The organism is Gemmobacter lutimaris (assembly GCF_003570715.1).
Classification (GTDB): Bacteria; Pseudomonadota; Alphaproteobacteria; order Rhodobacterales; family Rhodobacteraceae; genus Gemmobacter; species Gemmobacter lutimaris.
Genome location: NZ_QXXQ01000001.1, coordinates 191,459 through 208,463, shown reverse-complemented (window position 1 = coordinate 208,463; position 17,005 = coordinate 191,459). Strand labels below are relative to the sequence as shown.

Here is a 17,005-nt window from a genome sequence, read left to right as displayed (position 1 = left end):
TGTCCGCAAGGCCGCCAACCCGCACAGCCGGAGACCCGCGCCGCATGAGCACCGCATCCACCGCGCCCCGGCGGCGCCTGCCGTTGACATGGCTGGGGCTGCTGCCCTTCGTCATCTTTGTCACGCTGTTTCTGGTCTTGCCGACCATGTATATCGTGATCGGCGCCTTTCAGGACCGCGATGGCGGTTTCACGCTGCAAAACCTGCGCGATCTGAACACCGGCACCATCCCGTCAAGCTACTGGATTTCCATCAAGATCTCCGTCGCCTCCTCGGCGCTGGGGTGTCTGATCGGGTTCGGCATGGCGGCGGCGGTGGTCTTTGGCGCGGTGCCCAAGACGATCAAGGCGCCGTTGATGACCTTCTCGGGCGTGGCCTCCAACTTCGCGGGCGTGCCGCTGGCCTTTGCCTTTCTGGCGACCTTCGGGCCGGTCGGTCTTGTCACCCTGTTTCTGCGCAACAATTTCGGCATCGTGCTGCAACGTGACCTCGGTTTCTCGATCCTCAGCTTCTGGGGCCTGACGGTCACCTATCTGTTTTTCCAGATCCCCTTGATGATCCTGATCATCACCCCGGCGCTGGAAGGTTTGCGGCGTGAATGGAAAGAGGCGGCCGAGGTTCTGGGTGCCACCACCGCGCAATACTGGCGCATGGTGGCCTTTCCGATCCTGTTCCCGTCGCTGCTGGGCACTTTCGCGCTGCTGTTCGCCAATGCTTTCGGGGCCGTGGCGACCGCCATCGCACTGACCGGCTCGGCGCTGAACATCGTGCCGATCCAGTTGTTCGCGCAGATCCGGGGCGATGTGCTGGGCAATCCGAATCTCGGCTATGCCATGGCCTTCGGCATGATCGTGGTCACCGCCATCGCCAATATCGTTTACATCTGGCTGCGCATTCGCGCCGAAAGGTGGATGAAATGAGCCTCTGGGGCCGCCTCACCGGCTGGATCGTCCTGATCTTCGGCCTGACCTATTTTGCCCTGCCGCTGCTGGGTCTGACGGAATTCAGCCTCAAGGCGCGGCGCGGGGTCTACAGCCTTGATGCCTATGCCAAGGTTATCGCCGACCCGGAGTTTCAGGCGACCTTCGGCTATTCGGTGATGATGGCGCTGGTTACCATCGTGCTGGGCATCCTGATCGTGGTGCCAACCGCTTTCTGGGTGCGGCTGAAGATGCCCTGGGCACGGCCCTATGTCGAATTCATCACGCTGATGCCGCTGGTCATTCCGGCCATTGTGATCGTCTTCGGCTATATCCGGCTTTACAATACTTCCAGCTGGCTGCCGATGACGGGCAGCATCATGGGCACCAACCTGTTGCTGGCTTTCGGCTATACGATCCTTGCGCTGCCCTATATGTATCGCGCCGTCGATACCGGCCTGCGCACCATCGACGTGGCAACGCTGACCGAAGCGGCGCAGAGCCTTGGCGCCGGCTGGGTCACCATCCTTGGCCGGGTAATCCTGCCCAATGTCATTCCGGCGGTGCTGTCGGGGGCCTTCCTGACCTTCGCCATCGTGATCGGCGAATTCACCCTTGCGGCGCTGCTCGACCGCCCGGCCTTCGGGCCCTATCTGCAACGGATCGGCGCCAACAAGCCTTACGAGCCCTTCGCGCTGGCGGTGATCGCCTTTGGCATCACCTGGGCCTGCATGGGCCTGATCCAGCTTGTCACCCGTTTCTCAAAGCACAGCAAGGTAGCGCGCTGATGGCCTTCCTCGAACTTTCGCATCTGGAAAAATCCTTCGGCTCCAACCGCGTGGTGAAGGATTTCAACCTCGATGTCGGGCAGGGCGAGTTCATCTCGCTTCTCGGTCCCTCGGGCTGCGGCAAGACGACAGTGCTGCGCATGGTGGCGGGGTTTGAAACGCCGTCCTCGGGGGCGATCCGTATCGGGGGCACCGATGTGGTGGGCAAGCGGCCGAACCAGCGCAATATCGGCATGGTGTTTCAGGCCTATGCGCTGTTTCCCAACATGACCGTGGCCGAGAATGTGGGCTTCGGGCTGAAGATCAAGGGCAAGGGGCGCGACGAGATCGCGGCGCGGGTGACCGAGATGCTGCGCCTGATCGGACTTCCCGATCTGGGTGGCCGCTATCCGTTCCAGCTTTCCGGCGGCCAGCAGCAGCGCGTCGCGCTGGCCCGTGCTTTGGCGCCGAAACCCGAGGTGCTGCTGCTGGACGAGCCTCTGTCGGCGCTGGATGCCAAGGTGCGCGTCTCCTTGCGCAACGAGATCCGCGAGATCCAGCGCGAACTGGGAATCACCACGATCTTCGTGACCCATGATCAGGAAGAGGCGCTGTCGATCTCTGACCGCATCGTGGTGATGAACGGCGGCATCGCCGATCAGGTCGGCCCGCCGTTCGAGATCTACAACCGGCCAACCACCCGGTTCGTGGCGAATTTTGTCGGGCAGCTCAATGCCTTTACCGCCACTGTCGAGGATGGCGCCGCCGGTCGTGTGCGGCTGGCGGGTGTGCCGGTCACGCTGCCCGCGCCGGTTTCGGGGGGCAGCGTCGATCTGGCCGCACGGCCCGAGGCGCTGTATCTGGGTCGCCGTGAAGGCAATGATGTCGTCCTGCCCGCCACGGTGCGCGATGTGCATTTCCTTGGATCGGTTATCCGTATTGGCGCCGATGTCGCGGGCATGCAGGTGGCGCTGGACACGTTCAACCGTGCCGATCAGCCTCCGCCAGCACCGGGCGCGGTGGTGGAGCTGAGTCTGTCCTCGCGCGATCTGATCGTGCTGGGCGGCTGAACCGCCTTGCGCTGATGCGCATGCGCAGGCATTCCTTGCGAAGCAACGGAAGGGTGGCGGAATGCGCATCGGATATGTGACGCTGGAAGAACGCGGGGCGACCGACAGGCTGCTGGCTGATCTCGCGCGCGGGCTGCTGGCGGGGGGCGTCGCTGTGGCGGGCGCGGTTCAGCACAATGTCGATTGCGGCGCCGATTGCGAGATGGATGTGCAGGTGCTGCCCGATGGGCCGGTCATCCGCATCAGCCAGAAGCTTGGCGCGGGGTCTTCGGGCTGTCGGCTGGACGCGGGCGCGCTGGAAACCGCGGTGGCCGAGGTTGCGGGCCGGATGCAGGGCGCGCGGCTGCTGATCATCAACAAGTTCGGCAAGCATGAATCCGAGGGTCGTGGCTTTCGCCAGATGGTCGCCGATGCCGTGGCGGACGGTCTGCCGGTGCTCATCGGGGTTAATCGGGGCAATATGGCGGCGTTCCACGAATTTGCAGGCGATCGGGCCGAACCCGTGGCGCCCGAGGCGGTGGCGGGCTGGCTGTCACAGGTTCTGACGGAGGGTGCGGCATGACGGCCCGGATTGCGGTTCTGACGGTTTCCGACCGCGCCTCGCGCGGGGAATACGAGGATCGAGGGGGCCCGGCCATCGAGGCATGGCTACAGCGGGCGGTGATTTCGGAGGTGGAGATCATCCGCGAGATCGTGCCCGACGGCCGCGATGTGGTGGCCAGCGCCTTCCGACGCTGGGCCGATGAGGGCGGGGCGGACCTGATCCTCGCCACGGGCGGCACCGGCCCCAGCCCGCGCGACCTGACGCCCGAGGCGATGGAAGATGTGGTGGAGCGCATTTTTCCCGGATTTGGCGAGTTGATGCGTGCGGTGTCCTTGCGCGAGGTGCCGACGGCCATCCTGTCGCGGCAGGGCGCGGGGACGCGGGGCAAGACGCTGATCATCACGCTGCCGGGCAAACCCTCGGCCATCGCCACCTGTCTGGATGCGGTCTTTCCGGCGGTGCCCTATTGCCTTGACCTGATGGGCGCAGGATGGATCGAGACCGATCCCGATGTCTGCAAGGCCTTTCGCCCCGCGAAGTGACCGGCGCTTTTCAGGCGGAGCACGGCCCGTGCGGGCCGCGCAAAGCTATGTCGCGCCGGCCGGCTGCACCGGACCGGCGCGGGTGTCTCGGGCAGGGATATTTTCGGACAGGTAATCCTGTAGCGCGGTGGCGATGAGCCGGGCGGCCTCGGGTGCTTCGCCGATGGCGGGGAGCAGCGGGCCGGTAAACCCGGCGGCGGCAAGCGCGTCGGGCACATCCTGTGCGACATGGCCCGCACGGGTGGCGAACAGCGGCAGGCACAGGGCAGGGCCGTCAATCCGGGCGGCATCGTGCAGGAAAGGGGTTTCCTCGACATAGCCGGTGACAACGCGGAACGGAGTGGTGGCGCGCAGGGTCGCGGCGATTTCCTCGGTCCGGGTGGCGGAGGCGCGGGAGACCTGACTGCCATGGGCAGCGAGAAGCAGGGTTGCGGTATCGGGCAGGCCGTGGTTGCGGGCAGCGGTCAGGGCGAGGTGGCGCGCGAGGGCGGGCATGTCCGGCAGATGGCCGAAAGCGGCAAGTTGCCGGGGGGCTGGCATCCCGGCCTCGGCCAGCCGTTTGGGCAGTTGTTTGCAGGTGAACCAGCCCTCGGCCATGAAAAAGGGGAAGATGACCGCCTCGGGCAGGGTGGCGACAGCCCGTTCCAACGCGCCGGGCAGGGCCAGCGTGGTGCCGTGGATGCGCCAGCCTGGGCACCACATCCGAACCCGCGCGGCCAGCGCCTGAAGGGCGAGTTCCTGCGGTTCCGGGTCGGCGGGGGAGCCATGGGCGATCAGAAGGGCGTCGGGCATGGGGCAGAACATAGGCGCCGCGCGGCGATTGTCCAGCGCGCGCAGAGCGCGTAAGCCTGAAGCTGGAGGTGAGCGATGGGCTGGACGGAATTCATCCTGGCGATGGTGGCCTTCATGGTCAGCCATATGGTGCCCTCGCGCCCCGCATTGCGGGGTGCGCTGGTGGCGCGGCTGGGCAGGGCGGGCTATGGGGCGGCCTATGGGCTGTTGTCCCTGCTGCTGTTGGCATGGGTCATTTTTGCGGCTGGCCGGGCGCCTTTCGTGCCGCTTTGGGATCAGGCGACATGGATGCGCTGGCTGGTCAATCTGGTGATGCCGGTTGTGGTCTTGCTGGCCTGTCTTGCCGCCGGTGCCCCCAATCCGCTGAGCTTTGGCGGGCGGGCAGAGGGGTTTGACCCCGCGCGGCCCGGAGTTGCAGGGCTGGTCCGGCATCCGCTGCTTTGGGCGCTTCTGCTGTGGTCCGGCGCGCATCTGGTGGCCAATGGTGATCTGGCGCATGTCATCCTCTTTGGCTTGTTCGCAGTTTTCGCCGCGCTGGGGATGCGGGCGATTGATGGAAGGAACCGGCGGCTGTGGGGCGCTGCGCGCTGGCAGGCGCTGACTACGGGCACGTCCAATATGCCTTTCGCGGGGAACTGGCGTGGCTGGCGGCCTGCGTGGTGGCGGGTCTTGCTGGCGGTCGTGATCTGGGCCGCGCTCTGGCATCTGCATGAACCTGTCATCGGCGTGAGCCCGCTGCCATGAGGGTTGCGCTCTGGCAGGCGCTGCCGGTTGCGGGCGCGGTGGAGAGGGGCTTTGCGCGGCTTGCATCCATATGGGTGGCGGCAGAGGCGGCTGGTGCGGGTGTTCTGGTAGTGCCGGAATTGTTTCTGCCCGGCTACAACTGTGCCGATCCGGGCGCTTTGGCCGATGCCGACTGGCTGGCGCGTCTGGTGGCCATGGCACCGCCCGGCTGTCGGCTGGTGACCGGCTGGGCCGAGCGGGACGGTGGGCGTTTGTGGAACAGCGCGAGCGTCATTGGCCCGGCGGGCGAGGAGGCGCGCTATCGCAAGATCCAGCTTTACGGCCCGCGCGAGAAGCGGCTGTTCGCGCCGGGTGCCGAATATGTGCTGTTCGATCTGCACGGGGTGCGGGCGGCGCTGCTCATCTGCTATGACGTCGAATTCGCCCCGCATGTCGCGGCGCTGGCCGCACGCGGGGTCGAGGTGATCTGCGTGCCCACCGCCAATATGCTGCCCTTCACTCATGTGGCCGAGGTGACGGTGCCCGCCATGGCGGCCAATCACGGGCTGTCGATCCTTTACGCCAATTATTGCGGCGCGGAGGGCGATCTGGCCTATGCCGGCGGCTCGGTCATCGCGGGGCCGCAGGGTGAGGTGGTGGCGCGGGCGGGCACAACCGAGGCGCTGCTGATCGCCGATCTGCCCGCACGCGATCCCGCACGGGCCTCGACGCAAGGCGTGGATTTCACGCCTGCCAGATGATTTCGCCCTCGCGCAGGGTCAGCGTCACACGGGCGGCATCGGCACAGTCCGCCAGCGCCGTCAGATCGCCCGCGACGAGGATCACATCCGCCTGCATGCCGGGGCGCAGCGCACCGCGCCGGGCTTCGGCGAACATGCCATAGGCGCCGCCAGCGCTATAGGCGGCAAGGGCAGCCGCGAGATCAAGCCGCTGGTCGGGCATATCCGCGGCCCAGGGGCGGCGGGACAGCGCGCAATGCAGGCAATAGAGCGGGTCGAGCGGCGAGACCGGCCAGTCGGTGCCGAAGGCCAGCGGCGTGCCCTGCGACGCGATCCGCGCCCAAGGGAAGGCGGTGGGCCAACGGGCGCGGCCCATGATGGAAATCGTCGGCTCCAGCGGCAGGCCCGCGCTGCCCGGTGGATGCACCGGCTGCATCGAGGCCATGACGCCAAGGGTGCGCAGGCGCGGCAGGTCCGCCTCGGTGATGGTGTCGATATGTTCGATGCGGTGGCGGCTGTCGCGTGGGCCATTGGCGGTGCGGGCGGCCTCGTAGCCGTCCAGCACCGCGCGCACCGCGCCATCACCCACGGCATGCACCGCGATCTGCAATCCCGCCGCATCGGCCATCGTGCACAGCCGCGCGAAGGCGGGGGCGGAAATCAGTCGCGGCCCGTCATTGGCGGGGTCGTCCGGGTAGCCGCCGACGACATGCGCAGTCCATGTGTCATAAACGCCATCCATGAACATCTTGATCATGCCGAATTCCAGCCGCCCGACCGGCGCTGCCTGCGCCTGCGTGATCAGGGCGGCCACGCGCGCATCGTCCTGATCCTCGGTCAGGTTCATCGGCAGCTTGACCCGGATCGGCAATTCCTCTGCCAGTTCTGTGAACAACCCGGCCTGATAAAGGTTGCCATCCATGTTCACCGCGTTGGTGATGCCGTGGCGGGCGAGTTCATGGCAGGCGCGCAGGATGGTGGCCTTGTCGCGGGCGCGCATCGCGGCATCGGGTGTGCCGGGCGGTTCTTGCCCGATCATGGCGGTGCTGTCGCGCCCGCCGGTCGGCGTCAGACGGCGGATCAGCTCCATCGCCGCGCCTTCGCGCAATTCGCCGGTGGCAAGGCCATCTGGCCCCATCACCACCTCCGCTCCCGGCGGGGTTTCGGCACCGTGCAGGATACCTGCCAGTTGCAGCGCCGCCGTATTGGCCCAAGCCGCGTGATAGTCGGTGGAGGTGATGAACACTGGCCGATCGGCCACCGCCGCATCCAGTGCATGCCGGTCGGGCCGGGTGCCGGGGCCGAGCATTTCGTAATTCGCGGCATAGCCGCAAAGGAACGCGCCCGGCGACAGGCTGTCCGCGAAGTGGCGCAAGGCTGACCGGAAGCTGGCGGTGTCACCGATGGCGGCGAGGTTCAATTGCCCCAGCGCGGTGCCGCCCAGAAACAGGTGCACATGGCTTTCGGTGAAGGCCGGCAGCAGCGTGGCGCCGCCCGCGTCGATGATCTGCGTAGTGGCGGGCGCCTCGCCGTCCGGCCCGATCCAGGCGATCAGGCCGTCCTGCACCGCCAGTGCCACGGCGGCACCATCGGGAAAACTGCGGGCATTGCGGATCACGAGGTCCATGGCGGTCTCCGGCCGGAAAAAGGCCCGGCGGCAGCGCGCCGCCGGGCGAGGGGGATCATTGCAGAAGCTGGGTCCAGACCTTCGTCACCAGATCCTGCGCGGCGGGCGAGCAGGCGCGTGAAAATTCCACCTTCACCGTCGGGAACAGTTCCGGCGCGTTTTCCGGCGTATAGGTCGCGGTGGCGGTGTCGATCTTCACCGGGGCGGAATGGCCGTAGTAGTTATACTGCGCCGTCGCATTCTCCACCGTGGACATGAAGTCGATGAACTTCTTGGCATTTTCGACATTCGCAGCCCCCTTGGGCACCACGAAACTGTCAAGCCAGCCGACCAGCCCCTCTTTCGGCATGGCATATTCGATGGGGGCCTTGTCGTTCAGGCGGGTCTTCATCGAGTTGCCGTCCCACCAGAAGTGCATCGCCACTTCACCGCCGCCGATGCGGTTTTCGATATTGTCGCTGGTATAGGCGGCGACAAAGGGTTTCTGTGCGGCCAGCAGGTCATAGACGCGCTTCATTTCGGCCGAGTCCTCGGAACAGAAGGGCACGCCAAGGTAAAGCTGCGCGGCGCCCACGATCTCGTCAGGGTAGGAAAGCTGCGCGATCTTGCCCTTCAGGTCTTCCGTCGGCTCGAAGAACACCGACCAGCTATCCACCGGCCTCTTGTATTGATCGCGGTTCACGGTGAAGCCAGCGGTGCCATAGGCCAGCGGGATGGAATATTCGTTGGTCTCGTCCCACCACTGGCCGCGCCACTTTTCGTCCACCGCCTGATAGGCGGCAAGATCATGGGCGTCGATGTCCTCGAGCAGTCCTTGGTCGATCATGATCCGCACGAAATGCTGCGAGGGCGTCACCAGATCATAGCCCGAGGCCCCGGCCTGCAACTTGGTCAGCAGGTCTTCGTTGGCGTTGAAGCCGTCCATGGTGACCTTGATGCCGGTCTCGGCCTCGAACTTCGCCACCAGATCGGGGGCGATGCTGTCGGACCATGCGTAGATATGCAGCTCTCCCTCGGCCATGGCGGCCAGCGGCAGGGTGGCAAGCGCGGCGGTCAGGCCAAGAAGGCGGGTGGTTCTGGTCATATGTCTCTCCTGTCAGGATGGTCGGGTCTTCATGCCCGGTCGGGGTTGCGGAAGGTCAGAACAAGCGCGGTGGTGGCAAGGATCAGCGAGCCCAGCACGATCAGCGTGGAAATCGCGTTCAGTTCGGGCGTGGTGCCCTGCTTGATCAGGCCGAAGATATAGACCGGCAGCGTGGTCGAGCCGCCGGAGTTGAGCAGGTTCGAGGTGATGAAATCATCCATCGAGATCACGAAGGCCAGCATCGCCCCGGCAAAGACCCCCGGCGCGATCAAGGGCAGGGTGACACGGCGGAACGTGACCCAGGGCGAGGCGTAAAGATCTTGTGCGGCTTCCTCGAAATCGGCCTCCATCCCTTGCAGGCGGGCACGGATCGGCAGGAAGGCAAAGGGGATGCAGAAGGCCGAATGCGCGATCACCAGTTTCAGAAGGCCGTTCTGCAACCCGATCTGCGAGAACAGGATCAGCACCGCCACCGCCAGCACGATTTCCGGCAGCAGCAGGGGCAGGTTCACCACGGTCTCCGACAGGCGCCGCAGTTTCACGTCGCGCCCCCGCACCAGCACCAGCGCCGCCATCAGGGCGACCGTGGTCGCAATGGCCGTGGCGATGCTGGCCACGGTCAGCGAGATTTTCACCGCATCCAGCAGTGCCCGGTTTTGCAGCGCGCTTTCATACCAGCGCCAGGAAAACCCGGTCCAGACCGAGGCGAGGCGGTTTTCGTTGAAGCTGTAGGCGATGACCACAAGGATCGGCAGATAAAGCCAGACGAAGAACAGCGCGGTGAAGATCCGCGCGCCGGGATAGCGCCGCACGTCACGCATGGCCCACCTCCCGCCGCGCGCGCAGCGCGTTCAGCATCAGGAACACCATCACCAGCACCATGAGTGTGACGGCAATCGCCGCGCCGAAGGGCCAGTTTCGCCCGCCGCCGAACTGGGTCTGGATCAGATTGCCCATCATCATGGTCTTGCCGCCACCCAGAAGGATCGGCTCCAGCACCGCGCCAAGGCAGGGCACGAAGACCAGCACCGCGCCGGCCATCAGCCCCGGCAGGGTCAGGGGCAGGATCACCCGCCGCGCGGTGACCCAGCGCGAGCCGTAAAGATCATGGCTCGCCTCGATCAAGGCGGGGTCCAGCTTCTCGATACTGGCGAAAACCGGCAGGATCATCAGCGGGATGTAGCTGTAGACCAACCCCGTGAGCATGGCGCCATTGGTGAACAGAAGGCTGTCCATATCGGTGACAAGGCCAAGCCCGCGCAGGGTTTTCTCGATCACCCCGTCATTGCCCAGAATGATGATCCAGGCATAGACCCGCACGATCATCGACACCCAGAAGGGCAGCGTGACCAGATAGACCAGCACCGCCTTCCAGCGCGCCGGGGCCTGCGCGATGACATAGGCGGCGGGCAGGGCAAGCACCGCGCAGATCAGCGTCGTCAGCCCGGCAAGCCACAGCGTGCGCCCGATGATGGCAAGGTATTGCGGGGTGAAGGCAAGGTTGCCGTCCCAATCCTCCTCGAACAGGATCTTCGCATAGCTGTCGAAGGACAGGCCCCAGTCAAACCCGCCATAGGCGCCGCGGATGGAAAGGCTGACCAGCACCACGATGCCGATGGGCAAGACCAGCGTCAGCGCCATGATGACCCATGCGGGGGCAAGGCCCCAGATGCGGAAATCGCGCCAGCTCATCGTGCAAGCACCCGCGCGCTGTCGGGGCGGAATGCCAGTTGCACCGGGGCACCGACGGCAAGGCTCGCACCATGCGACACCGCATTGCGTTTCGACACCCGCAATTCGGTGCCGTTCACCGTGACGGTGTAATGGGTATAGCCGCCCATGTAATTGCGCCCGGTGATGGTGCCATGCAGCGCCTCGCCCGGGGCCTGATCCTCCATCCCGATCTTTTCGGGGCGGAGTGACAGCATGGCCGGCGCCCCCGCCACCGCGCCCTTGTGCCAGGTGGTGACCGGCCCCAGCGGGGTTGTCACCGTCGCCCGGTCGCCTTCGACCGAAACCACCTCGGCGGGCAGGAAATTCGTCTCGCCGATGAAATCCGCGACAAAGCGGTTTTCGGGGTCTTCGTAGATCTCGTTCGGGGCGCCGATCTGCTGCACCTCGCCCGCGCCCAGCACGCAGATGCGGTCGGACATGTCCAGCGCCTCTTCCTGATCATGGGTCACGAAGATGAAGGTGATGCCGGTGGCGCGTTGCAAGGCGCGCAACTCGTCTCGCATCGCCTGCCGGAGTTTCAGGTCCAGCGCGGAAAGCGGCTCGTCCAGCAGCAGCACCTCGGGTTCGGACGCCAGCGCCCGGGCCAGCGCGATGCGCTGCCGCTGCCCGCCCGAAAGCTGCGCCGGGCGGCGGCGGGCGAACGGCGTCATATGCACGAGGTCCAGCATCTGCGCCACGCGGTCGCGGATGCGCGCATTTTCCCAGCCCAGATTTTCCAGCGCGAAGGCGATATTGGCCTCCAGCGTCATATGCGGGAACAGCGCATAGCTTTGGAACACCGTATTGACCCGACGCTTGTGCGGCGGCTGGTCAAGGATGTCGCGGCCATGCAGGCGGATGGTGCCGGAGGTCGGGCTTTCAAACCCGGCAATCATCCGCAGCAGCGTAGTCTTGCCGCAGCCCGACGGCCCCAGCATGGTGAAGAATTCGTTATCGTAGATGTCGAAGCTGACCCCCTTCAGCGCCTGAAAGCTGCCGAAGGATTTGGCGACGTTCTGAACCTCGATGGCTTTCTTGCGTTCCATGGCTCAATCCGCCGCCAGTTCGGTGATCTCGCGCCGGAAGGACAGCGTATCGCCCCAGTCCTCGCCCCAGACGCCGGTATCGAGTTCGCGGGCATAGCGGTGCCCGGCATAGGTCGCCCAGGCGATCGGACCGGGGGCGGCGGCGTCGCCGATGATCTGCACGCTGCGGATGCCGGCATCGGCCCAATCGGCCTGCCGCGCCTTCAGCCCGTGGTAAAGCGCATCGTTCGAGGCGCGCGAGGCGACCAGCACCACCGCATCGGCCTCGATCACCCGGCGGGCATCGGTATAGGCGCAGTTGGCCTCCACCCCGTCGGCACGCAATGCGGTGACGCCGGTGTTGAGCACGATCTGCACCCCGGCCTCCACCAGACGGCGGTGAATGGCGCCCTGTTCCAGCGTGTTGCGCGTCCAGTCGGACACGAAGGCGGCGGGGGTGACCAGCGTCACGGCGCAGCCAGCCTTGGCGCAAAGCTCGGCCAGCACGCCGCCCATGTAATAATGATCGTCATCATAGACCACGACGCGACCCTTGGGCATCCGCCCCGCCATCAGGTCGTCCGGCGTGAAGCTGGGCAGGGCGCCCAAGCCCGGCATCGGCACCACATGCTGCCGCGCCACGCCATCGGCGCGCCACTGGCTGCCGGTCGCCACGCAGATGTTCTGGAAACCGAAGTCCAGCACCTCCTCCACGCCGAGTTCCGATCCCGGATACATCTGCACATTCGGCCGTTGGCCGATCTGATAGAGCCGGTAATCCATCACCCGCCCCCAAGCCGACAGGCCGGGCAGCAAGCGTTCGCGCGCCACACGACCGCCGAACGCATCGCCGGCCTCGGCCAGCGCCACGTCATAGCCGCGCAAGCTGAGCGCCCGCGCCGCCTCCAGCCCGGCGGGGCCGGAACCGATCACCAGCACATTCTCGCTTTCACCCCGTGCGGCGATCTTTTCCGGGTGCCAGCCCTTGCGCCATTCTTCCATGAAGGTGGGGTTCTGGGTGCAGCGGCTGATGCTCATCGTCATGTCGCCGGTGATGCAGATATTGCAGCCGATACATTCGCGGATATCCTCAATCCGGCCTTCCTCCACCTTCTTCGGCAGGAAGGGATCGGCGATCGACGGTCGCGCGCAGCCGATGAAATCCAGCGTGCCCTGCCGGATCATCCGCGCCATCACATCGGGCGAGGTGAAGCGGCCCACGCCCACCACGGGTTTCGAGGAAAGTTCGCGGATGCCCTTCACCAGCACCTCTTGCGCCGCCTCCTCCTTGAAGCGCGAGGGACCGGAGCAATCTTCCCACGTCCCCTGCGCCAGATCCCACAGATCGGGCAGATCGGCGTTCATCTCGATGAACTCTCGCACCTCGGCATTGGAAAAGCCCAGATCGCCGATGCTTTCGTCAAGGCTGACCCGCATCGTCAGCGCCATCGTATCGCCCACGGCATCGCGCATATCCGCCACCACCTCGCGCGCAAAGCGCGAGCGGTTTTCCAGACTGCCGCCATACTCGTCCGACCGCTGGTTGGTGGCGCGGCTGAGGAAATGCTGGAAGATGCCAAACCCATGCGCGCCGTAAAGGCAGATCAGGTCAAACCCCGCCAGTTTCGAGCGTTTCGCCGCGTTCACGAACCAGCGGCGCAGGTTGCGGATGTCGCTTTTGTCCATCGCTCGCGCCTGCACCGGATCATTGGTGAAGGTGCGGATCGGCAGGGCGGTCGGCGCCAGCGGCACTTCCTTGGTATAGAAGTTCGGCCCGTTGATGCCCGAATAGGCCAGTTGGATGCCCGCCAGCGCGCCATGGGTCTTCATCGCCTCCGACATCTTGCGCAGGCCGGGAATATCCTTGTCCTCCCACAGCCGCAGCTCGATGAAGGGCGTGATTTCCGAGGTCTGGTGCATCTCGGTCTGTTCGGTGAAGATCACGCCCCAGCCGCCTTCGGCCTTGATGCCGCGCATCGCAGCGGCGGCGGAAGGGTCACGATAGCCGCCGCCATTGCAATGCGGCACCTGATAGAAACGGTTCTTCGCGGTCAGCGGGCCAATGGCCATGGGCTGAAACAGGATGTCGTAGCGGGGATCGCGCAAGGCTCCGGGCTCCGTCTTGGAAGGGCGAGAAAGGGCGTCGATAGGACGCGGGGTTGCCCCAGCAGAACCCGGCAGGGGGCTTCGGGTAAATAATCGCCTTCGGAAGCTGGAATTAGGCTACGGCTAACGCAAGGCGGCCGTGCCTTCGCTTTGGGCGAAGTGGCGTGGCCTTGTGCAACCGGGGAAGCCTAGAAATCGCGCTGTGGCCCGTCCAGCCGCAGCCGCAGCCCGGCGGCGCGTTCCGCGTTGACATTGGCGCGGCAATGATCGACGAAAGCGCGCACCGTCTGCGAGGCGCTGGCCCCTTCTGACAGAACCAGCCCCAGCCGCATCGGCCGGACCGGCCCGGTCAGCGGCACATAGCGCAGCCGCCGCCCGTCGGGGCTGTTGTCCGACCAGGGCCGGATATTGGCGATGGAATAGCCAAAGCCCTGACCGACAAGGCTCTGCATCACCGCCATGTCGCGGGTGCGTTCAGCAATCTGCGGCCGCACGCCAATTTCGGTGAAGAAGGACAGGAAATATTCGGCGCTCAGCGGCAGGTCGAGCAGCACCATCGGATAATCCGCCAGTTCGGCGGGCGAGACTGCGGCCAGGTGCGCAAGCTCATGCGTATCGGGCAAGACAGCGTAAGGGGGCAGCGTCGCCAGCGGCACGAATTCCAGATCGGCGGGGATGTTCAGATCATAGCTGAGCGCCAGATCCAGCGTCGCATTGCGCAACCCGTCGAAGATTTCCGACTGGTTGCGCTCGAACTGGTGGAAATCGACCTCGGGCCAGGCATCGACGAAGCTGCGCCGAAGCTGCGGCAGAACCACCTGCGCGAAGGTCAGCAGACATCCCACGTTCAGCGGCCCGCGCACCTTGCCGGTGATGCTGTTGGCCAGATCGTTCAGCCGCGCCGCCTGTGCCAGGACCACTTTCGCCTGTTCCACGAACTGCTTGCCGCCCTGCGTCAGTGACAGCCCTTGTGCATGGCGCCGCACGAACAGCGGCAGGCCGAATTCCTGCTCCAGCTGCGAAATCGCTGCGGATATTGAGGGCGAAGACACATTCACCCGTTCCGACGCCAGCGCAATCGAGCCGCATTCGCCCACGGCGACGAGGTATTCCAACTGCCGCAGGGTGAATCGCAAGGGCATGGCTTACCTCAGCCGCGTTCAGATTAGGGACAGCCTAACCCGGATCAGTATTTGATCCAAGTCGTCTTGAGCGCGGAATATTTGTCGAAACTGTGGATCGACAGGTCACGCCCGAAACCCGATTGCTTCATGCCGCCGAACGGGGTCATCGCGCTCAGCGCATCGACCGTGTTGACCGAAACCGTCCCCGCATTCAGCCGGTCCGAGACCGACAGCGCCCGCCCCAGATCGCGGGTCCAGACCGAGGCGGCAAGCGCATAGGGCGAGTTATTGGCCATGGTCAGCGCCTCGTCCTCGGTCTTGAAGGTCTGGATGGTCAGCACCGGGCCAAAGATCTCCTCCCGCACCACGCGAGCATCGGGGCGCAGATCGGTGAAGATGGTGGGCTGCACATAGGCATCGGAGCCGTTGCGCGCGATCCGCTCGCCGCCACAGACCAGCCGCCCGGCCTGTTTGCCGCTGGCGATGAACCCCATCACCGTATCGGCATGTTTGCGGTCCACCAGCGGCCCCATGGCCGAGGCCGGGTCCAGCGGGTCGCCCGGCTGCGCCTGCGCGGCGCGGGCGGCCATGCGTTCGATCATTTCCTCGGCAATCGAGGCATGCACCAGCATCCGGCTGTTCGCCGAACAGACCTCACCCTGATTGAAGAATATGCCAAAGGCGGCCATATCGGCGGCGGCCTCCAGATCGGCGTCGGGGAAGATCAGATTCGGGCTCTTGCCGCCGGTTTCCAGCCAGACCTGTTTCATGTTCGATTCACCGGCATAGCGCAGGAACAGCTTGCCCACGGCGGTCGAGCCGGTGAAGACGAGGCAATCCACATCCGCGTGACGACCCAGTGCCTGCCCGGCATCCTCGCCAAAGCCCGGCACCACGTTCAGAACGCCATCGGGCAGACCGGCCTCGGCGGCCAGCTCGGCCAAGCGCAGCGCCGACAGCGGTGATTGTTCAGCCGGTTTCAGCACGACGGAATTGCCGGTGGCCAGTGCCGGCGCCAGCTTCCACGTCGCCATATCCAGCGGGAAGTTCCACGGCACCACCGCGCCGACCACCCCCAGCGGCACCCGCCGCACCATGGCCAGATCGCGACCGCCGGTCGGGGCGATCTCGTCATAAAGCTTGTCGATCGCCTCGGCATGCCACTGGAAAAAATGCGCCGAGCCAGGGGCGTCAATGGTCGCGGCATCCTTCACCAGCTTGCCCATGTCCAGACTGTCCAGCAGCGCTAGTTCCGGCACATTCTCGCGGATCAGCGCAGCAAGACGCAACAGCACCTCCTTGCGCTCAGCCGGGGTCTTGCGGCTCCAGCGGCCATCCTCGAAGGCGCGGCGGGCCGAGGCGACGGCGCGGTCGATGTCCTCGGCTCCACCGCGCGCCACATCGGTCAGCACGGCGCCGGTGGCCGGGTTGACGCTTTCGAACCGCGCGCCCGAGGCGGCGGGCACGGCGCGCCCGTCGAGCCAGATCTGGTTGCGGAAGCGCAGCACGGCGGCGCGCGCCTGCCAGTCGGCACGGGTGAATTGCGAGATGTCATTCATCGCCGGGAACTCCGTAGGAAGGCGCCTGTGTCGGATCTTCGGCGCGCTGCACATAGGCGGCCATCTGCGGTTTATAGACCTCCCATGCGGCGGCTACCGCCTCGATGGGGCAGGTTTCCGTCCAGTCGCAGCGCAGATCGGCCAGCGGCCAGTCCAGCCGGTCGGCGATCTTCAGCCCCGCCGAATGCACCGGGCCAGCCTCGCCACCTGCCGCAAGTCCGGCGCGTAGGGCGGCGATCAGGCGGTCACCCAGATGGCCGGTGGCCGTCTCGAACCCCGCCACCATGGCAGCGGGCACGCCATCATTTGCCAGCAGATTGCCGCCCGAGGCACAATCCTGCCCCCGCGCTTCGGCCCAGATGCCCAGCACCTGCTGCCCGGAATGGATCGCGGTTGCACCGCTGCCATCGACGACCAGCAATTGCCGATAGTCAATATGCGCGCGCGCCGTCGTCACCCTCGCAAGCGCCGCTTCCGCGCCAAGGCCCGAGGCCAGCGCCTCCAGCACCAGCGGCCCCAGCGTGGGATCGGTGACATTCTGGCTCGCCACTACGCCCACGCCCGCCCGCACATGCGCACAGCGCGCCGCCACGGCGGGGGAGGAGGAGGAGATCACCATGCCGAACTGGCCGGTCTTCGCGCAGCGGGCAACAAGGGAAAAGGTCATGC

17 protein-coding genes are annotated in these 17,005 nt (G+C 65.7%); 7 read left to right on the top strand and 10 right to left on the bottom strand.

Annotated features, from left to right (window positions below; all coding sequences use genetic code 11):
• Nucleotides 1-44 precede the first annotated feature (44 nt).
• The 5 genes from D2N39_RS00950 to mog all read left to right on the top strand — a co-directional run bounded on the left by D2N39_RS00950 (nt 45) and on the right by mog (nt 3,843).
• On the top strand, nt 45-920 hold the full coding sequence (locus D2N39_RS00950; protein WP_119132940.1) for an ABC transporter permease: 876 nt from the start codon (nt 45-47) through the stop codon (nt 918-920).
• Nucleotides 917-1,708 carry an ABC transporter permease gene (locus D2N39_RS00945; RefSeq protein WP_119132939.1) on the top strand — a complete coding sequence of 264 codons (792 nt, stop codon included), beginning with the start codon at nt 917-919 and terminating at the stop codon, nt 1,706-1,708. The genes D2N39_RS00950 and D2N39_RS00945 overlap by 4 nt, the downstream gene beginning before the upstream one ends.
• Nucleotides 1,708-2,757 carry an ABC transporter ATP-binding protein gene (locus D2N39_RS00940; RefSeq protein ID WP_119132938.1) on the top strand — a complete coding sequence of 350 codons (1,050 nt, stop codon included), beginning with the start codon at nt 1,708-1,710 and terminating at the stop codon, nt 2,755-2,757. The genes D2N39_RS00945 and D2N39_RS00940 overlap by 1 nt, the downstream gene beginning before the upstream one ends.
• Nucleotides 2,758-2,818: 61 nt before the next feature.
• The gene (locus D2N39_RS00935) at nt 2,819-3,319 is read left to right on the top strand and encodes a DUF2478 domain-containing protein (protein ID WP_119132937.1); all 501 of its coding nucleotides are present in this window, start codon (nt 2,819-2,821) and stop codon (nt 3,317-3,319) included.
• Nucleotides 3,316-3,843 carry a molybdopterin adenylyltransferase gene (gene mog / locus D2N39_RS00930; RefSeq protein WP_119132936.1) on the top strand — a complete coding sequence of 176 codons (528 nt, stop codon included), beginning with the start codon at nt 3,316-3,318 and terminating at the stop codon, nt 3,841-3,843. Before D2N39_RS00935 ends, mog begins: the two co-directional genes overlap by 4 nt.
• 45 nt (nt 3,844-3,888) lie before the next feature.
• On the opposite strand, the gene D2N39_RS00925 is transcribed toward mog, so the two are convergent.
• Nucleotides 3,889-4,635, bottom strand: a complete 747-nt coding sequence (locus D2N39_RS00925) for a CbiX/SirB N-terminal domain-containing protein (RefSeq protein WP_119133307.1) — start codon at nt 4,633-4,635, stop codon at nt 3,889-3,891.
• Between the two features lie 75 nt (nt 4,636-4,710).
• On the opposite strand from D2N39_RS00925, the gene D2N39_RS00920 reads away from it, so the two are divergent.
• Nucleotides 4,711-5,379 carry an NnrU family protein gene (locus D2N39_RS00920; RefSeq protein WP_119132935.1) on the top strand — a complete coding sequence of 223 codons (669 nt, stop codon included), beginning with the start codon at nt 4,711-4,713 and terminating at the stop codon, nt 5,377-5,379.
• Nucleotides 5,376-6,119, top strand: coding sequence for a nitrilase-related carbon-nitrogen hydrolase (locus D2N39_RS00915; RefSeq protein WP_119132934.1), 744 nt, complete (start codon nt 5,376-5,378; stop codon nt 6,117-6,119). The genes D2N39_RS00920 and D2N39_RS00915 overlap by 4 nt, the downstream gene beginning before the upstream one ends.
• Here D2N39_RS00915 and D2N39_RS00910 read toward each other — a convergent pair.
• The 9 genes from D2N39_RS00910 to D2N39_RS00870 all read right to left on the bottom strand — a co-directional run bounded on the left by D2N39_RS00910 (nt 6,103) and on the right by D2N39_RS00870 (nt 17,003).
• Entirely contained in the window at nt 6,103-7,725 is a 1,623-nt protein-coding gene (locus D2N39_RS00910) for an amidohydrolase (RefSeq protein WP_119132933.1), read from the bottom strand. The genes D2N39_RS00915 and D2N39_RS00910 overlap by 17 nt on opposite strands.
• Before the next feature lie 55 nt (nt 7,726-7,780).
• Nucleotides 7,781-8,809 carry an extracellular solute-binding protein gene (locus D2N39_RS00905; RefSeq protein ID WP_119132932.1) on the bottom strand — a complete coding sequence of 343 codons (1,029 nt, stop codon included), beginning with the start codon at nt 8,807-8,809 and terminating at the stop codon, nt 7,781-7,783.
• Between the two features lie 29 nt (nt 8,810-8,838).
• On the bottom strand, nt 8,839-9,630 hold the full coding sequence (locus D2N39_RS00900) for an ABC transporter permease (protein WP_119132931.1): 792 nt from the start codon (nt 9,628-9,630) through the stop codon (nt 8,839-8,841).
• Nucleotides 9,623-10,501, bottom strand: a complete 879-nt coding sequence (locus tag D2N39_RS00895; RefSeq protein WP_119132930.1) for an ABC transporter permease — start codon at nt 10,499-10,501, stop codon at nt 9,623-9,625. Before D2N39_RS00895 ends, D2N39_RS00900 begins: the two co-directional genes overlap by 8 nt.
• Nucleotides 10,498-11,568, bottom strand: coding sequence for an ABC transporter ATP-binding protein (locus tag D2N39_RS00890; RefSeq protein WP_119132929.1), 1,071 nt, complete (start codon nt 11,566-11,568; stop codon nt 10,498-10,500). Before D2N39_RS00890 ends, D2N39_RS00895 begins: the two co-directional genes overlap by 4 nt.
• 3 nt (nt 11,569-11,571) lie before the next feature.
• Nucleotides 11,572-13,653, bottom strand: a complete 2,082-nt coding sequence (locus D2N39_RS00885; protein WP_119132928.1) for an oxidoreductase — start codon at nt 13,651-13,653, stop codon at nt 11,572-11,574.
• A gap of 188 nt (nt 13,654-13,841) precedes the next feature.
• Nucleotides 13,842-14,795 (bottom strand): LysR family transcriptional regulator, encoded by a 954-nt coding sequence (locus D2N39_RS00880; RefSeq protein ID WP_119132927.1) that lies wholly within the window; start codon nt 14,793-14,795, stop codon nt 13,842-13,844.
• Nucleotides 14,796-14,839: 44 nt separating this feature from the next.
• Nucleotides 14,840-16,336, bottom strand: a complete 1,497-nt coding sequence (locus D2N39_RS00875; protein ID WP_233557017.1) for an aldehyde dehydrogenase — start codon at nt 16,334-16,336, stop codon at nt 14,840-14,842.
• A complete protein-coding gene (locus tag D2N39_RS00870; protein ID WP_119132926.1) occupies nt 16,329-17,003 on the bottom strand; it encodes a DUF1028 domain-containing protein in 675 nt (224 codons plus the stop codon). Before D2N39_RS00870 ends, D2N39_RS00875 begins: the two co-directional genes overlap by 8 nt.
• Between the last annotated feature and the right edge of the window lie 2 nt (nt 17,004-17,005).